Raw genomic sequence first — 17714 nt, forward strand, 5'->3', positions numbered from 1 at the left:
TCAATCGCCTACGCGTACGGGTCGGTGATCTCGCGCAACGCGGTGAGCGCCGCGCGCAGTTCGCGCATCCGCCGTGCGCCGAGGTGTGTGGCCCACTCGGCTTCGATGCGGTCGGCGATCGAGTTCGAGAAGGTGGCCACCTTCTTGCCACGGGCGGACAGGCGGACCAGGCGGGCGCGGCCGTCGCTCGGGTCGGCGACCCGTTCCACGTAGCCCGCGCGTTCGAGCTGGTCGACCAGGAACCCGGCGGTCTGCTTGGTGATCTGTGCCTGCTCGGCCAATTCGGTGAGGCGGGTGCCGTCCGGGCCGATGCGCTGGGCGACTCGACCCTGGGCCACGGTGATGTCATCGAAGCCCGCCGCGCCGAGCTCGGCGAAGATCCGTTCCTCCATCGACCGATGGGCGATGTACATCAGCAGTCCCACGTTCAGCTCGCCCTCGGCCATTCCGCTCCTTGACAGTAGTACGATAGACTGACTATCTTAGTCAGTGATGCTGACTAATGTTACCGGAGGTGTCCGATGTCGGCGCGTCCCCCATGGCAGCTCGACCGAGAAGCCAGCTGGCGAGTAATCGAGCAGCAGCGGCGCGCCATCGCCGACCTGCTCGCCGAGCTGGCACTCGCGGAGTGGGAGTTGCCGTCGTTGTGTGCGCGGTGGCGGATCCGCGACGTCGCCGCGCACATCGCCTTGACTCCCCAGCCGCCGTCGCTCGGCACCCTGTTCGTCGCAGGTCTGCGGGCACGTGGGAATTACAACCGCCTCATCGATGACCTCACCGTGCAAGCCGCGGACCGCCCGCCCGGAGAGCTGGTCTCGATGATCCGGACCCATGCTTCGTCGCGAAAACTCCCCGGCCCCACCAACTACCGCAACATCCTTTTCGACACGATGGTCCACGGCCAAGATATCGCCATCCCGCTGGGCTGCTCCATCGAACTTCCACCCGACGCGGCCGCCACCGGCGCCACCACGGCGGCACGCTGCGGTTGGCCGGTATGGAACCGACATCGCCTCGACGGACTTGCCTTGCGCGCCACCGATATCGATTGGTCTTTCGGCGACGGCGCCGAGGTTTGCGGACCCATCAAGGCGCTCCTGCTGTTGGTCACCGGCCGCCCCGCGGGGCTGGAGAGGGTGACCGGTGAGGGCGTTCGCGCGCTGACCGCCCGGCTACTTGCTGGCGTCGGGTCAAACGGTTAGATATCTATACGATCGATCGTTCTTATTATATAGTTGCGGCTATAGACCCCCTGACGCACGCAGATCGTTCAGCGCGGCGCCCGATCGAACGGAGTGACCATGCCTACGCTGCTTCCCAGCTATCACGTCGGAATCGTCGTCGCAGATCTTGCGCACGCCATGGCCGAGTTCGGCAAGCTCGGCGTGGAGTGGCACGCGCCGATCAAACAGAACAGCGATGTGTTCGCCGACGGTAAGGCCGTCACCATCACGCCCTGGATGGTCTACTCCAAGCAGGGGCCGCCCTACCTGGAACTGCTGGAACAAGTCCCTGACACCATTTGGGCCGAAACCGGCCTGCATCACCTCGGCCTCTGGGCCGACAACGTGCCCCAGGAGTCCCAGCGCTTGACCGGCGATGGCCTGCCCCTGCTGGTCTCGGCACACGAAAACACCGCCGATGCGCCGTTCTGCTACCACCTGACCGCCGACGGTGTTCGTCTGGAGTTGGTCGATATCGGCCGAGCAGGTCCGGGAAATGCCGTCTACCTCAGCGGTGCCGCCGACGAATACCTCGCCGAAGCCGCGCAGACCTACCTGAACGGCGTTGCCGCACAAGATGTCTCGGGTGCAACCCGCACCTGACAACTGGCGTCAACCGAGCAGGCAGAACTCATTTCCTTCCGGATCGGCGAGTACGACGTGTTCCGGATGTTCGGTCAACACCCGAGCACCCAGAGCGACCAGCCGTTCGACCTCTGCCGCCGGGTCATCGCTCGCCAGATCCAGGTGCACCCGGTTCTTGACCACCTTGGTTTCCGGGACGAGCTGGAAGAACAAGCGGGGTCGGATGCCCGGACCTGCCTCGACCAGCACCGTGGGGTCGTCCTCCGGATCGTCGATCCCGACGGCGCGTAGACGTGCGAGTTCGGCCTCGTCATATGCGGCAACGTTGTAGCCGTCCAGCGCAGCCGCCCAGAACCGGGCAAGCGAGGCGGGGTGGCGGCAGTCGAACACCAAGTCACGGATAACGGACACGAACCAATGGTGTAGCCGAGCCGCCCGTCTTGCCACCGTTGCAGTCTGGGCGAGGGTTCTTCGTCACTGGCGCTCCACGAATGGGACGCGGTGGCACAGGAAGCCGGTGTCTCCGCGTCGGGCTCCGGGTTCCGCGGCTCCTCGTTCCACTTCATCACCGACTCCCGGGACGCGGTGGACGAGGTGATGCGCGCCGCGGCGGCTGCGGGCGGCACCGTGGTCAAGGCGGCGGCCCCGGCCGAGTGGGGCAGCCCGCGGTCATGCGGGTGTTGCCTCGATGAGGCTGAACGGAGGGGCCTCGGCCAGCGGGGTCACCGAGGTCAGGGCCAAACCCGCCTTGCGGCATAGTTCCGCGAAGTCGGTCCGCGTCCGTTCCCTGCCGCCAACGATCACCATCATGTTGAGGTCGCTGAGGTAGGTGCTTCCGGCGGTTTCGGTGTCGACAACTTCGGGCAGAACTGGCTCCACGATCAGGATGCGTCCCGTAGGCGGCAGCACCGCGCGGCAGTGGGTCAGGATTGTCACTGCCTGCTCGTCCGTCCAGTCGTGCAGGACGCTCTTGATCAGGTAGAGGTCGGAACCTTCGGGAACCGAGCGGAAGAAGTCGCCCGCGACCAGGGAGCAGCGCGTCGTGAGCCCGTGTTGCTCCAGTGTCGTCGGCGCCTGGGCCAAGCCCTCCTCGGTGTCGTAGATGACGCCGGTGAGGGTCGGGTGTTCGCGGAGTACACCGCTGAGCACGGTGCCGTTGCCGCCGCCGACGTCGGTGACCGTGCTGAACCGACCGAAGTCGAAAGCCTGTGGGAGCGCGGCGGCCGTCTCCTCGGCGGCCTGGCTCATGGCGGCGTTGAACTCCGCGGACAGGTCGGGAAGTTCCGCCAAGTAGCTGAAGAAGTCCTTCCCGAAGACCTTGTCGAAGGCGATGTCGCCGGTTCGGACACTGTCGTCCAACTGCTCCCAGGCACGTAGGATCGCCGGCTCGGTGAACATCCGTACCAGTGCGATCAGCGAGTCGGGCCGCTTGGCGTCCAGCAAGGCGCCCGCAGGGGTCACCGAAAAGGAGCCCGCGGTGTGCCCACGTAGCAGGCCGAGGCTTGCCAAAGCACGCAGCAGCCGGGTCATCGACTGGGGTTCGGCTCCGGTATCGGCGGCCACGTCGACCGCCGCCCGCTCCTCGTTGCCGATCAGCTCTATTACTCGTAACCGGATGGCCGCGCGAACGGTCTGCGCGGCCATGCTGCCGAACATGAGTCGCTCGATCAGATCACGGGCGTCCTGGGTGTTCGTCATGTCGTTGTCTGTCATGGTGCGTCCCCTTCGGTGTCGGCGGGTGCCGTATGCCACGGCGCGTGCCCAACTTTCGCCGAGTCGGCAGCGCTTGTATTGGACGAATGTTCCCGACGGATCAGGGCGGTCGTTCGGCCCACCGCCCCAGCTACCCCGGCGGTGTGCGACGCCAACCAGGGTCGCGAGAGCTGGCTCGCCAGGCAGGCACCGGCCGCGTTCAGCAGCACGTCGTCGACGGATGAGTGACGCCCGATGGCGAGGGTGAACTGCACAGTTTCCACCGTGATCGAAGCCGCGGCGCCCACCAGCAGGATGCGGAACGAGCGGGCGAACCAGGACCAGCGCACCGGCAACAGAAAACCGAGTGCGGCGAAAACCAGCAGATTCCCGCCGAACTGCTCGATCACCCGGCCGTCGGCCAGCTGCTCCGCCAGATCATGCAGCGGCACAAGATTCACCGAACGCCCGGTTCCATTCGGCGTGAGAATCATCCACAACCACGGCGCCGTACCCGTCACCATCCCCACATCGCACAGCGCGACCCGCCACCCGCGCCACCGAGCGAGCCACCACGCCGCCACACCCGCAACCGGTATCGCGCCGATCGCGACAACCACAACCCCACCCCAAGCCTGCCACGTCCCGTCCACCCCGCCAGTCTCCCCCAACCCCTTGCGCCACAGCCCGGCTCCACAAATCATCCACAAAACCCCTACCGCACCCGCACGAGCGCATCTGTTATCGCTCGGCCGCCAACAGGGGCAATGCCCATGGCTACCTCTTTGTGAACTGATCGCCCGGTCCGATCGACCCATCCAGACGGGTCGGCCGCAACGAATGTTGTCCGGGTGATCGATTGTCCGGACGGCGAGAAAGGGTGGTCTGTAATGAGGTTAACCACTTTTCGTATCGTGGTGGTGTCGTCGGTAACTGTGCTGGCGGCAGTGTTTCCGCAGGTAGCGGGGGCTGGGGGGCCTGGATTGCCCAGTGGGCCGGTCAAAACCGCCAAACCGGACAAGGATAAAGGTGCCATGTACCGATCCATCCTCGTCGAAATCCCCGGGGTCAAATTCCCAGAGGCCAGGAGCATGATTACCCCGAACCAGATGTACTACATCGGCGAGGCGATGTGCACCCATGACGACCTGGGCGAAGTCCGTGACGAGCTGAACAAGGAGCTCAAGAACTTCTACGTCGAATTCGGCGATCCGGCACGTCCGGACGATATCGTGGGAAAGATATGGAAAGCGGCATTCGGCGACAGTAAGTACACCGAGAAGGTGCAGCGCGGTATTTGTGCGGTTGTCGCCGACGAGGAGAAATACGCTGACTATGTCGCCACCGCCAAAAAGATCGTCTCAGGCTATGGCGAGAACGTCCGGGTGCAACCCGAGTATGCGGGGGAGGAGGCCGAGGACCACAGGCGCGACTTCTGGGCCGAAAAACTCGGTGCATTCGGCACCGCTCTGAAACCCTGGCTCCCGATTGATCTCAAGTCGGCATAGCACTCGCGCAACCGGAGCTGTGCTCATGTTGATCGCATACGCATTGGTCGCTGATGCGGTGTAAGAGCTACGTCAGCTCGCGTCGAACAGCGGAAGCTGTTGTGCGTCAATGTTGTTCCCGCCGAGTCGGCGCAGGCACCGGGCGCAGGTGATCTCGGCGCGGGTCGGCTCCAACGCCGTGGGCGACCACCCGGACACACCGGTGTGACACACCAGCTCCGGCACTTCTTCATCGCCGACCCATTGCCCGAGGCTGACCGCGTGCACGGTGCGCCCGGCCCGGACAACGGCATGCACGCCCGGGTCGCCGAACGCCGCCCGGGTGGATGCGGCCAGCGGAGCGATGTCGGTCATGCGTCCAACCATACGAGCGCCCACCGACAGCGGAGCATCACCGGCCGCCCGCACTGGCTTGTTCAGCCGGACTGTTCGGGTGCTTGGGCAGGAAGAACATCAAGGCCCACAGCACGGCCAAGGTGCCGCCGACCCACCAGAGCACGCCGGTGAACGCGTCGCGGTTGAGCGCCCCGTCGGGGGATCCGCCAGTGGCGGCGAAGAACACGAGCCCGGTCAGGGCGACGCCGAAGGCGGCGCCCAGCTGTAAGGCGGTGTTGAACAGGCCCGAGGCCGAACCGGCGCTGCCGTGCGGGACCTTCGCCAGAGTCAGGTCAGCGATCGGTCCGCCGATCAAGCCCAGACCGAACCCGAGCAGCAGAACGGGGACCGCCATCGCGAGCAGGGTCAGGTCGGACCGCCCGCCGCTGATCTGGAGCCCGTAGGCCATCATCGCGGCGAGGGCGATCAGGGCTCCGGTCTGAGGCAGGCGCCGCGCGAAGCGCCCGGCGGTCTTCGTCGCGGTCATCGCACCGGCCAGTTCGCCGAGAGAGAGCAGCACGAACGCCATGGCTGCCATCAGCGGGCTCATGCCAAGGCCGCGCTGCAGGTACAGCGTCCAGGTCATGAAGAACAGGCCGCACAGCAGGCCCACCATCAGCTGCGCGGACAAACCACCGGAGAACTGCTTGCCCTTGAACAGCGACAGCACCACCAGCGGGGCATCGTCCTTGCGGCGCTGCTGGTGACGCAGGAAGACGCCGAGCATGAGCAGGCCGCCGACGAACATGGCGAAACTCCACAGCGGCCAGCCGTGCGCGTGGCCCTCGGTGAGCGGGAACACGATCAGCACCATCGCGATCGCGGACAGCAGCACGCCCGCGAGGTCGAGACGGTCGGCCTTCGCCGCGGTCGACTCGGTGATGAACTTGCGTCCGAGGATGATCACGGCGAGCCCGATGGGCACGTTGATCAGGAAGATCGGCCGCCAGGACAATCCGAACAGGTCGGCCTCGGTGAGCACGCCGCCCAGAACCGGACCCAGGACGTTGGCCATCGCCAGGACCGCTCCGAAGAGGCCGAAGGCCCTGCTGCGGTTCTCGCCGTCGAAAGTGACGTGAAAGGTAGCCAGGACCTGCGGGATCATCACCGCGGCTGCACCGCCTTGGAGCACGCGGGCGGCGATCAGCATGCCGGGGTCGGCCGCGCTGCCGCACAGCAGCGAGGCGAGGGTGAACCCGGCGGTGCCGAGCAGGAAGATCTTGCGTCGGCCGTAGATGTCGCCGAGCCTGCCACCGGTGATCAGCCCGAGGGCGAAGGTCAGCGCGTAGCCCGCGGTCAGCCACTGCACCGCGGCCGGTCCGGCGCCGAGCGATCGTTGGAGAGTCGGGATGGCGGTGAGGACGACCGAATCGTCGAGGATGTTCATGAGTTCGCCGGTCAGCAGGACCGCGAGGGCGATCTTGGCGGCCGTTGTCATCTTCGACGACGCGGCGGACGGGGTATGAGCCGAGGGCTCGGGGGTGTGCTCGGACTCGTTGTCGAGCGCAGGGGAATTCACGGTAGGACTCCTGGTTCAGGAATCGGGGAACTCGCCGTCCGCCGCACGGAAACACGAAACCCGGGGCAGTCGGCAGAGCTGCACCCGGAAATGACAGAAAGCAAGATTGGGTGACGCAACTCAGGCCAGCGCGACGTCCGCCCCCGGACACGTTCAGAAATCAGGACGTGGGGGCACACGGACGGCTACATGGCCTGGGATATAAGTCACCACCTCGAATCCATTACCGAAAGAACTAGGGAGTCCGAACTGCCGCCGAAGGAATCTTCGGTGCAGGGACTAGACCACGGTACGCCACTCCCTGGACCCGGCGCACGCCAGATGTCCTCCGCGAGGACGACCGGCGGGCAGCGCGCCGAAGGGGACACACGGAGGCACGCATCGGCCCATGCGCGGGCTGTTGGGAATGCCATACGAATCGACCCCCGACTGTGACCTGTCCCGCATATGGCGGCGCTACACGCGTTCTCGCGTTCACACCGCTTAACGTCGCCAGGGCACGACAGTTGGTAGGGAAGGTGGCGGCGAGCGTGGTAGATACCAAGGCGAAGCTCGATGAATTGGTCAAGATCCTGGCGATCGCTACGGAACCGGCAGGTGAGGCCGGTATTGCCAAGCGAGCGAAGAAGGGCGTTCCGAGCGTCCGCGAGCGGGTGAACATGCTGCTCGACCGCGGGACGTTCATCGAGACCAGCGCCCTGGCTCGGCAGCCCGACCAACCGGACGCCCTCTACGGAGACGGGCTGGTCACCGGTCGAGGGTTGATCGGGGGCCGTCCGGTGGTGGTGATCGCCCACGATCAGACCGTGTACGGCGGGTCGGTCGGTGTCACCTCTGCCCGAAAGTTCATGCGGGCGCTGCAGTTCGCGTTCGACAACGCGTGCCCGGTGGTGACGATCAATGATTCCGGCGGTGCGCGTATCCAGGACGCGGTGGGCTCGATCGCCTCGTTCGGTGATATTTCCCGAGTGCTGGAAAGACTTTCCGGCTATGTGCCGCAGGTGTCGATCATTCTCGGCAAATGCGCCGCGGGCTCGGTCTACGGCCCCATCAACACCGACGTGCTCATCGGCACCCGGGATTCCTACATGTTCGTTACCGGGCCGGAGGTGATCAAAGCCGTCAACGGCGAGGACATCACCGCCGAGGAACTCGGTGGCGCCGAGGTCCAGGCCAAACGCGGCACCTTGCACCACGTGGCAGACAACGAGCAAGAAGCCTACGACTGGGCCCGAAGGTACCTGAGCTACCTGCCGACCAGCTGCCTCGAGCAGCCGCCGGTCGTGAATCCGGGCCTGGAGCCGGAGATCACCGCTAGCGATCGGGAGCTCGACGCGATCATCCCGGATTCCGATCGCGCCGGGTACGACATGCACGAGATCCTGCTGCGGATCTTCGACGACGGTGAATTCCACGAGGTGCGCGCCGCGTTCGCGCCGAACCTGATCACCGGATTCGCTCGGGTTGATGGATACCCGGTCGGTGTGATCGCGAATCAACCGTTGGTACTGGGTGGTTCCATCGACGCCGCCTGCTCGGACAAGTCGACCTACTTCATCCGGCTCTGCGACGCGTTCAATATTCCGCTGGTATTCGTCGTCGACACCCCGGGCGTGCTGCCGGGCCTCGAGCAGGAAGCCAACGGCGTGATCATCCGCGGTGGCCGGGTCCCGCGCGCGATCATCGAGGCCACGGTGCCGATCATCAACCTCGTGGTGCGCAAGTCATACGGCGGCGCATACGGCATGATGGCGGCCAGGCAGGTGGGCGCCGATATCAGTTTCGCCTGGCCGACGGCCCGGATCGCGGTGATCGGCGCCGAAAGCGCGGTCGACCTCATCGGTAAGCGGCAATTGGCGGCGGTACCGCAAGAGCAGCGGGCAGCCGCGCGCGAGTTCATGGTCAACCATTACAACGAGACGATCGCCACCCCGTGGATCGCCGCCGAACGCGGCTACATCGACGCCGTCATCGAACCCGCGCGCACCCGCCTGGAGATCCGGCACGCGCTGCGCTTGTTGCGCGACAAGCCACCGGTCAAACCGGGGTTCAATCCCCGCAAGCATCCGGTGTACCCGATGTGAGAGTGGATCTCACCGCGGCCAGTGCCGGGTGACGACTCAGCGCCAGCCTGTGGGGGTAGGTCGAGCGCGGCCGTCACGCTCGATTTTCGGGCTCGGCGGACGGCCAGATCGCGCGTAGTGGGCGCATGCCCTCCTCGACGTAGTCGGCGATGGGGCGGTCGCCGCCGTCGAGGTACCACTGTTCCAGGGCGGCGAAGTAGCCGAAGACCAGGGCGTTGGTGGCGACGCGAGCCTGTGTTTCGGTCAGCCGTCCGGTCGACGCGATCAGTGGGGTGAGCCGCTGGCTCGTGCGGTCGGCCGAGGCGCAGGCGGCCATCCGCACCGATGGTTCGGTGAAGTGGTAGCGGACCCGGCGCCACGGGCCGCTGTTGACCGGCGTGCCTTCGGCTGCGTCCGGGGAATCCGGCGTGCGCTCGGGTGCGGATTCGTCGGCGCGGACGGAGCGGATCAGGCTGCCGATGGGGTCGCGAGGGTCCACGATTGCCTCGATTTCTTCCGCGTTCAGGGTGTCGAACTCGTCGGCGACGATGATCCCTTCCTTCGTGCCGAAGAGGCGGTAGACCGTCGACGGTGAGACCTCGGCCGCGGCCGCGATCTCCTCGATGGTGACGGCGCCGAACCCCTTCGCGTCGAACAGATCCAGGGCGCGTTCCTGGATGGTGTGCATTGCCTTGAGCCGCCAGCGCTCGCGAAGTCCGGTCATGAGAGCAGATTATCAGGAAGTCACTTTCTGAAGAACGTTGCTGTCGTTTAGACATTGACTGTCTGTAACCGGTCTCGTACAGTCGCTTTCTACAGAGAGTGACTTTCTCAATGGGGCCTACTCCTGGTCCCGGCGGCGCTCTGGCCTCCCTGAATCACCCGACTGAACTCACCCGGAAGGACTCGTGGCATGCGAACGAACCACCACGGCCGTCTCGGCAGACCACATCGAGCCGAGCTGTCCGAGACGAGAGCGCGATGACCGCGACCGACCTTGCCGAGACGAGAAAGCGTTCCGCTCCACCGGATACCGTCCGCGACGCGGAACAAAGTTTCGCAGCGCTCTTACGCCCCCACGCCAGCGGTTTCGCCGCCGTGGTCGTCCTCCAGGTGATCGGTGCCGTGGCCGGTCTGGCACCGTTCTTGGCAGTGGTCGAGTTAGGCCGCGCGTTGCTGTCGACCGGCCCGATCGATCACGGTCGTGTCTGGTTCACGGTGGTCCTCGGTGCAGCCGGCCTGTTCGTCCGGCTCCTGTTCACGGCTGCTTCGTCCGGGCTCGGGCACGTGCTCGACGGCCGGGTGCAGCTGTCGTTCCGCCGGCAGTTGGCCGGGCGACTGGGGCGCGTGCCGATCGGCTGGTTCTCCCAGCGCCGGACGGGTGAGCTGGCCAAGGTGGTGAGCGACGATGTGAGTGCGTTGCATCCGTTCATCGCCCACGCGCCCGGCGAGCTGGTGTCGGCGTTCGTGGTGCCGCTGGTCTCGCTGGTCTACTTGTTCACCGTCGACTGGCGGCTCACGCTGATCACGCTGGTTCCGGTAGTGCTGGCGGTGGCGTTGGTCCCGTTGATGATGACCTCGACCCGACAGTGCGAGCAGAGCGAATTCGACGCGGCGATGGGGCGGATCGCCGACTCGGTCGTGGAGTTCGTGCAGGGCATCGCGGTGGTCAAGGCGTTCGGCGGCGGCGACCGCGCGCACCGCCGGTTCCGCACGGCGGTAGACGATTTCGCCGACACGTTCCTGCGCTGGGCGCGCGGTCTTTCCCCGATCGCCGCCGGGATGCAGCTGGCGCTGTCGCCGCCGTTCGTGCTGCTGATCGTGCTGCTCGGTGGCACGGCCCGGATAACCAGCGGTGGGATGGCCGCTGCCGATCTGCTGCCGTTCCTGCTGCTCGGGCTGGGGCTGACCGCTCCGGTCGCGGCGCTCGGCCATGGTTTCGACGACATGCAGGCCGCAGGCCGCGCGGTCGGCAGGATCCGGGACGTGCTCAACGTCGAGCCGCTGCCCGAACCCGCTCACCCTGTCCCGCCGCGAGGACATCGGGTGGAGTTGCGCGATGTCCGGTTCGGTTACGACGCCGACCGCGAGGTGTTGCGCGGGATCGATCTGGTGCTGGAGCCGGGCACGGTCACCGCGCTCGTCGGACCGTCCGGTAGCGGCAAATCCACACTCGTCCAGCTCCTTCCGCGGTTCTTCGACCCGACGCACGGCACGATCACCCTGGGCGGTGTCGACCTGCGCGAGATCGGCAGTCGGCAGCTCTACCAACTGGTTTCCTTCGTCTTCCAGGATGTTCGCCTGCTGCGCGCGTCGGTGGCCGACAACATCGCGCTGGCGGTCCCGCGTGCCGACCGCGAGCAGCTGGTCCGCGCCGCCACGCTGGCGGGCATTCACCACCGGATTCTGGAGCTGCCGCACGGCTACGACACGGTGCTCGGCGAGGAGGCCGGACTGTCGGGCGGTGAGGCACAGCGCCTTGCCCTCGCCCGCGCGCTCTTGGCCGACACCCCCGTTTTGGTGCTGGACGAAGCGACCGCGTTCGCGGATCCGCAGACCGAACAGGCGGTGCGGCATGCCATGGCGAGCCTGCGGGGCGATCGGACGATCCTCGTCATCGCCCACCGGCTGGAGACCATCGCCGATGCCGACACCGTCGTCATGGTGGACGACGGGGTGATCACGGAGCGCGGCGCACCCGCGCAGTTGCTGGCCGGCCAGGGCAAGTTCGCCGCGTTCTGGCGGTCCCATCGAGGAGACGAGTTGTCATGATCCGAATGCTGTTGCGCGTGCTGGGCAATCAGTACGCCGGACCGGTGCGGCGCACTGTGGCCCTGATGACCACCACCGCGGTCCTGGAGGGCCTGTCCTACGCACTGCTGGTCCCGGTGCTCCGGGAACTGTTCGGCAGCAATCCCGCAGCCGCCTGGCCGTGGCTGATCGCGTTCGCCGCCGCGGTCGCGGTCTACGCGGTCCTGCGCTATCTCAGCGACCTGGCCGGTTTCCGCGCCGGAACCACGCTGCTGCGCGGCACCTATCACCGGCTCGGCGACCACCTGGCCCGGCTGCCCATCGGCTGGTACGGCCCCGACCGCGTCGGCGAAGTGTCGGTGCTCGCCAGCCGGGGCGTGCTGGAAGCGATGAGCGTGATCGCGCACCTGCTCGCACCGTTCGTCGCCGCCTCGGTGACTCCGCTGACGATTGTTGTTGTGCTGCTGGCGTTCAACTGGCAGCTGGGGCTGGCCGCACTGGTCGCCGTCCCGCTGGTGGCGGCGGTCCAAGTCTGGACGGGACGTGCGATGGCCACCGCCGACGCCGAACGCCACGAACGCGACCAAGATGCGGCCGGCCGGGTCATCGAATACCTGCAAGCCCAGCCGGTGCTACGGGCCGGGGGCCGCACCGTCGAACGTTTCGATCTGCTCGACGACTCGCTACGTGGAATCCAGCGTGCCTCCCGGCGATCGGCGCTGTCGGCTCTGCCCGGCATCGTCGGCCTGACGCTCACCGTGCAGGCGATGTTCACCGTGCTGCTGGCCATGGGCGCCTATCTCGCGCTGGGCAGGAGCATCGGCGCGGCCGAGGTCCTGGCGATCCTGGTGCTGGCGGCCCGCTGCGCCGAACCCCTGCTGTCGCTGGCCGACATCGGCGGCCAACTCCGCAGCGCGCGAGCCCAATTGACCCGACTGGACGCGCTGCTGCGCACCGAGCCGCTGCCCGAGCCCGCCGACCCCATCCAGCCGCACCACCACGACCTGGAGTTCGATGCCGTCACCTTCCGGCACGGCAACCGCACCGTGATCGACGGTCTGACGCTGACCGTGCCGCAAGGCCAGCGGGTGGCGATCGTCGGACCCTCCGGCGCGGGCAAGAGCACCCTGCTCCAACTACTCGCGCGCTTCCACGAGGTGAGCAAGGGCGCGGTCCGGGTGGGCGGCGTCGACGTCCGCGACATCGATACCAGCACCCTGATGGCGCAGATCGCCATCGTCTTCCAGAATGTCTACCTCTTCGACGGCACGATCGAGGACAACATCCGGCTCGGCCGCCCCGAAGCCACCGACGCCGAAGTCCGCGCCGCCGCGACAGCGGCACGCCTGGACGAGGTGATCGAACGACTCCCCGGCGGCTGGACCGCCGACGTCGGCGAAGGCGGCGCACTGCTGTCGGGCGGTGAACGCCAACGCGTTTCCATCGCCCGCGCCCTGCTGAAGAACGCTCCCATCGTCCTGCTCGACGAGGTCACCTCCGCCCTGGACCCGATCAACGAAGCCGCCGTCCACCAGGGCATCGAACGCTTGATGGCAGGCCGCACCGTGGTGCTGGTGGCCCACCGCATGCACACCGTCCGAACCGCCGACCGCGTCGTGTTCCTCGACAACGGCCGAATCGTGGAGGACGGCACGCACCACGACCTGCTCGATCGAGGCGGCCGCTACGCCGACTTCTGGAACATCTCCACCGCCGTCAGCAGTGGACACACAGATCGAACCTGACGGGCCTGGTCTCCGGCGGCGGCCATGCTCGACTCCAGGACACCGCGCGCCGGGGCCGCAGGATCGTCGACGATGCTGTGGCACGGCTACATTCGGCAGAACCGTAGGTAGGCGGAGGTCATCGGATGAGTTTGAGGTTGGCGGCGTATGCGGTATGCATCCAGGACGGTCAGGTCCTGCTCGCCCGTCACGTTCCGCAGAGCGGCGAAACCAACTGGACTCTTCCAGGTGGCAAGGTCGAGCACGCGGAGGATCCGTTCGACACGGTGACGCGGGAACTCGCCGAGGAAACCGGCTACCACGGGATCGTCGAACGCCTGCTCGGCGTGGACTCGAGAGTGATCCCCGCCGCTGCCGCGCGCGCCGGAGCCGAACACCAGAACGTCGGCATTTTCTACCAGGTCCGGGTCACCGGCGGCCGACTCCGGCCTGAGCCGAACGGTGCGACCGCCGCGCCGACCTGGACTCCGATCCCCGACGTCGACCGCCTACGCCGGTCGTCGCTGGTGGATATCGGCCTCGCCCTGGCGCGGAGCATTCCGGCAACCGGCCACGTCGCTCCCGTTCCGGTCGGCGGCCTGATCCAGCACTGAGGTGCGAGGGCCACACAGACACGCTGAGTGTCTGCGGGTCGCGGAGGTGGAAGTTGCTTGCGCCCTGCGGGATACGCGCGTACACGGGGGCACCGACCGGATGCTCGGTGCTCTCGAATACGGCGTCTGCCTCAGTCCCGACCGGGACTCACGCGGGCTTGGCGGGTTGGGCGGTGGCGGGGGCGGAGTTCAAGCAGAAGTGGGCGAGCATGGCCAGGGTGATGTGGCGGTACCAGCTCGGCCATTGGCGTACCTCGTAGGCGTCCAGGCCTACGGATTCGCAGGCGGCGGCGAGGGTGCGGGCCGCGGAGCCGCCGTTGAGGGCTACGGCCACCAAGGTTTCCAGATCGGTGTGTTCCGGGCCGAAGCATCGGTAGGTGCGGAGCTTGTCGGATCGGCGGGGGAGCACCCGTTCGACCAGTAGCCAGCGGCGCATGGGCCGGACCTCGGAATCCGGTATTCGGATACGCAGCCACTGGCTGTGTACGGCACCCTTTTCCACCCACTGGGTCCACGACGGCCGGGTCAGCAAATCCATACTGACACCCGCCATTCGGAGCTGCTGGAGGCAATTGGGCTGTTGCAGGACATACGGTATCTCGTCGTGTTCCAGACTTGTGGCGAGCTGTTTTCCGTCGAGCGGTTCGGTGCAGACGAACCAGTCGTCACAATACCAGCGAATCTGCTTGATGCGCCGCATCATCGCCATGATGGATTCTTCTTTGCTCCGATATCTGACGGTGTGCGGAATCTTTGTTCGGCAACATTTCAGCTTGTCTTTCAGCCAGAATTCCGGCAAATACAATTCGCGGTCGGCGATCAGGTCTGCACCGTTTCCGGTTTGCACCACGAAGAGTCCGGTTTGGCAGTTTTCCAGACGCCCGGTTCTCCTCGAATACTGCGGCCCGACACCGACCGAGCTGGCGCCCTTCTTGATGAAGTTGTACTCCGCGGCACCGAAGACCCGGACATTACCGGCGGACCCCCCGAGCAAGTGGGCTTGTAATGCGTCACGCACGGCATCCGCGTCCCATGCCGCGGAACTCAGCATTCGCTGCAGCCCGTCCGCCCGCTTCTCGCCGAGTGAGTTGGCTATCCCATTGGCGGTTTTCCGCACCTCGGGATCGGCCAGCGCGCGAACATACTGTAATGCGCGATTTCGTGGCTCCGGGCGGGTGAAGTGCGAGGCGGTTATATCGGCCACTTTATGAAAGTTAAGTTCAAAGGTATCCAAACGGTGATCATCTGCCCCCATGTTTCTACCTTACGGACGGTCGGGTCGTGGCGGCCCGGAAAAGTGCGGTAGTCGAGGTGAACTCTGGGGTCTTCCGACAGGTTGGCAGTCGGTCGCGACGGCTTGACAGGACAACTTTTTCAATTCCCGAAACGATCTTCGAAATGATCTTTCGGCATCGCGTACCGCGACGTTTGCGCCCGGCCTGCCTGCGGCCGAGGTGGCGCAACGGCCGCCTTTCCGCGGGTACCGGGGAAACAAGGTCAGGCTTTCGCGGGCGTGGTTTCGGGCACCTCGTCGGCCGACCCGGCGGTGGGGGCGGGCAGGCGAGAGGGCCACCATGTCCAATCGCCTGCCAACAGCGTCAGTGCGGGCACCAGCACGGTGCGTACCAGCAACGTGTCGAGCAGGACGCCGAAGGCGACGGCGAAACCGACCTGCACCAATCCGACCAGCGGGGTCGTCGTCAGCACGGCGAACGTCGCCGCCAAAGCCACACCGGCGGAGGTGATCACGCCACCGGTCACGGCGAGACTGCGCAGCACGCCTGGCCTTGTCCCGAATCGTCGGGCTTCCTCCCTGGCCCTGGTCATCAGGAAGATGTTGTAGTCGACCCCGAGTGCGACCAGGAACAGGAATGTCATGAGGAGGAACGCGGGCTCTAGTCCGCGGAATCCGAAGAGGTGCTCGAATATCCAGACGCTGGCCCCGATGGCCGAACCGAACGAGGCAACTACCGTGAGCACCAACGCGATCGGTGCGAGGATCGACCGCAGCAACAACCCCAGAATCAGCGTGACCACCGCGAGCACCAGCGGAATCACCACTCGTTCGTCGCGACGCGATGCCGCCTCGGAGTCCAGTGTCGCCGCGCTCGGCCCGCCGACGACCGCGCCCTCGGCGACGGTGGGCAGGCTGGCCCGTAGGCGCTGAATCGTCGCTCGCTCACCGGCCGAACCCGGTGGATCGGCTGGGACAGCGATGATTTCACTGAACTCCGCGCCGGATCGGCCCGGCGCGACCATGGCGACACCGCGGTCTGACCGCACCGCGGCGAGCACCCGATCCCGCGTCTCGCTGGGCGTCGCAATCGTCATCGGCACCCCGGCATGTTGTGGAAAGTGCTGTGCGACAAGAGATTGCGCGGTCACCGACTCGGGTGTGTCGACGAATCGATCGGCCGGGTCGAGTGCATCGGTCCGGCCGAGCAAGCCCGCGGCGAGCGCACCGAGCACAACGAGCGCACCGACGGTCGCCGCGACGCGATGGCGCGCGACCAGATCGCCGACCCGATGCCAGATGGTCGAGCCGGTCACCCGCTCGGTCCCCGCCCGCGGTATCCACGGCCAGAACACCCTGCGCCCCAACAGGATCAGAAGCGCGGGGAAGAACGTGAGCATCGCGGCCAGCGTGCAGGTGATGCCCGCGGCGGCCACCGGCCCCATGGCCGCCATATTGTTCATATCCGCGGCGAGCAGGCACAGCAGGGCGAACACCACGGTGGCCGCCGATGCCGCGATGGCCGGGGCCGCCCGGCGCAACGCCGTCATCATCGCGGCGGCAACGTCGGTTTCGCGGTGCAGCTCTTCCCGATAGCGCGCGACGAGCAACAGTGCGTAATCGGTGCCGACACCGAACACCAGCACCAGCAGGATGGACGCGTTCTGGTCGTTCACGGTGATATCGAAGATCTTCACCAGCGCGTACACCACGCCGAGCGATACGGCGTACGAGGCACCGACGGCCAGCAGCGGGACCAGCCAGAGCACCGGACTGCGGTAGGTGAGCAGCAGGATCACCATCACCACCAGCGTGGTCGCGACGAGCAGCTGAACGTCCACGCCCGCAAAGGCATTCCGGAAATCGGCGCTCAACGCCCCGGGTCCGGTCACCTGAACGCTCGCGCCGTCCGGTCGGTCGGCGAGCTGCGCGCGCAGGTCGGCGATGTAGTCCGCCGGATTGCCCCGGTCCGCAGGCACCGACAGCGTGTATTGCAGTGCGGCGCCGTCGTCCGAGGCGAGGATCGGCATGGCCGGTCCGTACTTCTCGACGAGGGTCGCACGCTGTCGTTCGGCGACCGCGCGGTCCTCCGGCGTGAGACCACCCTGGCGGACGTACACCACCAGGAAGACGTTCTCGGTGCCGCCCGGCAGTTGTTCCTCGATGTTCTTGACCGCCGTCGATTGTGCTGTCTCCGGCAGGAAGTCGATCTCCCGATTCGACTTCACATCGTTCAACCCGATGACCCACGGCGCGGCGAGGACCACCAGGACCAGCCACGCCCCGATTACCAGCAGTGCTCGAATCCGCATCGGCGTGCTCCTGCCCGAATCGTTTCCCCAGTGACATCGCGACACCGCTGTCGCGCGCCGGTGACCGGGGTGCAGCCGCGGCACCTCCTCGCGGGACGTGCCGGTGCGAGTCTC

16 protein-coding genes are annotated in these 17714 nt (G+C 66.4%); 7 read left to right on the forward strand and 9 right to left on the reverse strand.

The window, feature by feature from the left end:
• Positions 1 to 8: 8 nt before the first annotated feature.
• The gene (locus KV110_RS08900; protein WP_218475033.1) at positions 9 to 446 is read right to left on the reverse strand and encodes a MarR family winged helix-turn-helix transcriptional regulator; all 438 of its coding nucleotides are present in this window, start codon (positions 444 to 446) and stop codon (positions 9 to 11) included.
• Between the two features lie 75 nt (positions 447 to 521).
• On the opposite strand from KV110_RS08900, the gene KV110_RS08905 reads away from it, so the two are divergent.
• Both KV110_RS08905 and KV110_RS08910 read left to right on the forward strand, forming a co-directional pair.
• Entirely contained in the window at positions 522 to 1202 is a 681-nt protein-coding gene (locus tag KV110_RS08905) for a maleylpyruvate isomerase family mycothiol-dependent enzyme (RefSeq protein WP_218475035.1), read from the forward strand.
• A gap of 99 nt (positions 1203 to 1301) precedes the next feature.
• A complete protein-coding gene (locus KV110_RS08910) occupies positions 1302 to 1826 on the forward strand; it encodes a VOC family protein (protein WP_218475037.1) in 525 nt (174 codons plus the stop codon).
• A 9-nt stretch (positions 1827 to 1835) separates the two neighbouring features.
• On the opposite strand, the gene KV110_RS08915 is transcribed toward KV110_RS08910, so the two are convergent.
• From KV110_RS08915 to KV110_RS08925, 3 genes are all read right to left on the reverse strand, one after another.
• Positions 1836 to 2219 carry a VOC family protein gene (locus KV110_RS08915; protein WP_218475039.1) on the reverse strand — a complete coding sequence of 128 codons (384 nt, stop codon included), beginning with the start codon at positions 2217 to 2219 and terminating at the stop codon, positions 1836 to 1838.
• 258 nt (positions 2220 to 2477) lie between these two features.
• Positions 2478 to 3521, reverse strand: coding sequence for a methyltransferase (locus tag KV110_RS08920; protein WP_218475040.1), 1044 nt, complete (start codon positions 3519 to 3521; stop codon positions 2478 to 2480).
• Positions 3518 to 4204, reverse strand: a complete 687-nt coding sequence (locus KV110_RS08925) for a VanZ family protein (RefSeq protein ID WP_246634418.1) — start codon at positions 4202 to 4204, stop codon at positions 3518 to 3520. The genes KV110_RS08920 and KV110_RS08925 overlap by 4 nt, the downstream gene beginning before the upstream one ends.
• Before the next feature lie 186 nt (positions 4205 to 4390).
• Between KV110_RS08925 and KV110_RS08930 the strand changes: the two genes are divergently transcribed.
• Complete coding sequence (locus KV110_RS08930; protein ID WP_218475042.1) at positions 4391 to 5008, forward strand: hypothetical protein; 618 nt, start codon at positions 4391 to 4393, stop codon at positions 5006 to 5008.
• A 72-nt stretch (positions 5009 to 5080) separates the two neighbouring features.
• Here the strand turns inward: KV110_RS08930 and KV110_RS08935 are convergent, their stop codons facing one another.
• Both KV110_RS08935 and KV110_RS08940 read right to left on the reverse strand, forming a co-directional pair.
• Complete coding sequence (locus tag KV110_RS08935; RefSeq protein WP_218475044.1) at positions 5081 to 5362, reverse strand: hypothetical protein; 282 nt, start codon at positions 5360 to 5362, stop codon at positions 5081 to 5083.
• A gap of 37 nt (positions 5363 to 5399) precedes the next feature.
• Positions 5400 to 6902 (reverse strand): MFS transporter, encoded by a 1503-nt coding sequence (locus KV110_RS08940; RefSeq protein WP_218475046.1) that lies wholly within the window; start codon positions 6900 to 6902, stop codon positions 5400 to 5402.
• Between the two features lie 530 nt (positions 6903 to 7432).
• Here KV110_RS08940 and KV110_RS08945 point away from each other — a divergent pair.
• Positions 7433 to 8986 carry an acyl-CoA carboxylase subunit beta gene (locus tag KV110_RS08945; RefSeq protein ID WP_218475048.1) on the forward strand — a complete coding sequence of 518 codons (1554 nt, stop codon included), beginning with the start codon at positions 7433 to 7435 and terminating at the stop codon, positions 8984 to 8986.
• Between the two features lie 73 nt (positions 8987 to 9059).
• On the opposite strand, the gene KV110_RS08950 is transcribed toward KV110_RS08945, so the two are convergent.
• Positions 9060 to 9689: a TetR/AcrR family transcriptional regulator gene (locus KV110_RS08950; protein WP_218475050.1), complete on the reverse strand. Its 630-nt coding sequence runs from the start codon at positions 9687 to 9689 to the stop codon at positions 9060 to 9062.
• Between the two features lie 257 nt (positions 9690 to 9946).
• On the opposite strand from KV110_RS08950, the gene KV110_RS08955 reads away from it, so the two are divergent.
• From KV110_RS08955 to KV110_RS08965, 3 genes are all read left to right on the forward strand, one after another.
• Positions 9947 to 11737, forward strand: coding sequence for an ABC transporter ATP-binding protein (locus KV110_RS08955; RefSeq protein WP_218475052.1), 1791 nt, complete (start codon positions 9947 to 9949; stop codon positions 11735 to 11737).
• A complete protein-coding gene (locus KV110_RS08960; RefSeq protein WP_218475054.1) occupies positions 11734 to 13461 on the forward strand; it encodes an ABC transporter ATP-binding protein in 1728 nt (575 codons plus the stop codon). Before KV110_RS08955 ends, KV110_RS08960 begins: the two co-directional genes overlap by 4 nt.
• A gap of 125 nt (positions 13462 to 13586) precedes the next feature.
• On the forward strand, positions 13587 to 14054 hold the full coding sequence (locus KV110_RS08965; RefSeq protein ID WP_218475056.1) for an NUDIX hydrolase: 468 nt from the start codon (positions 13587 to 13589) through the stop codon (positions 14052 to 14054).
• A 148-nt stretch (positions 14055 to 14202) separates the two neighbouring features.
• Here the strand turns inward: KV110_RS08965 and KV110_RS42030 are convergent, their stop codons facing one another.
• Positions 14203 to 15309, reverse strand: coding sequence for an IS701 family transposase (locus tag KV110_RS42030; protein WP_425518155.1), 1107 nt, complete (start codon positions 15307 to 15309; stop codon positions 14203 to 14205).
• Between the two features lie 242 nt (positions 15310 to 15551).
• The gene (locus KV110_RS08975) at positions 15552 to 17600 is read right to left on the reverse strand and encodes an MMPL family transporter (RefSeq protein ID WP_218475059.1); all 2049 of its coding nucleotides are present in this window, start codon (positions 17598 to 17600) and stop codon (positions 15552 to 15554) included.
• Positions 17601 to 17714 lie beyond the last annotated feature (114 nt).

Source organism: Nocardia iowensis (assembly GCF_019222765.1).
Lineage (GTDB): Bacteria > Actinomycetota > Actinomycetes > Mycobacteriales > Mycobacteriaceae > Nocardia > Nocardia iowensis.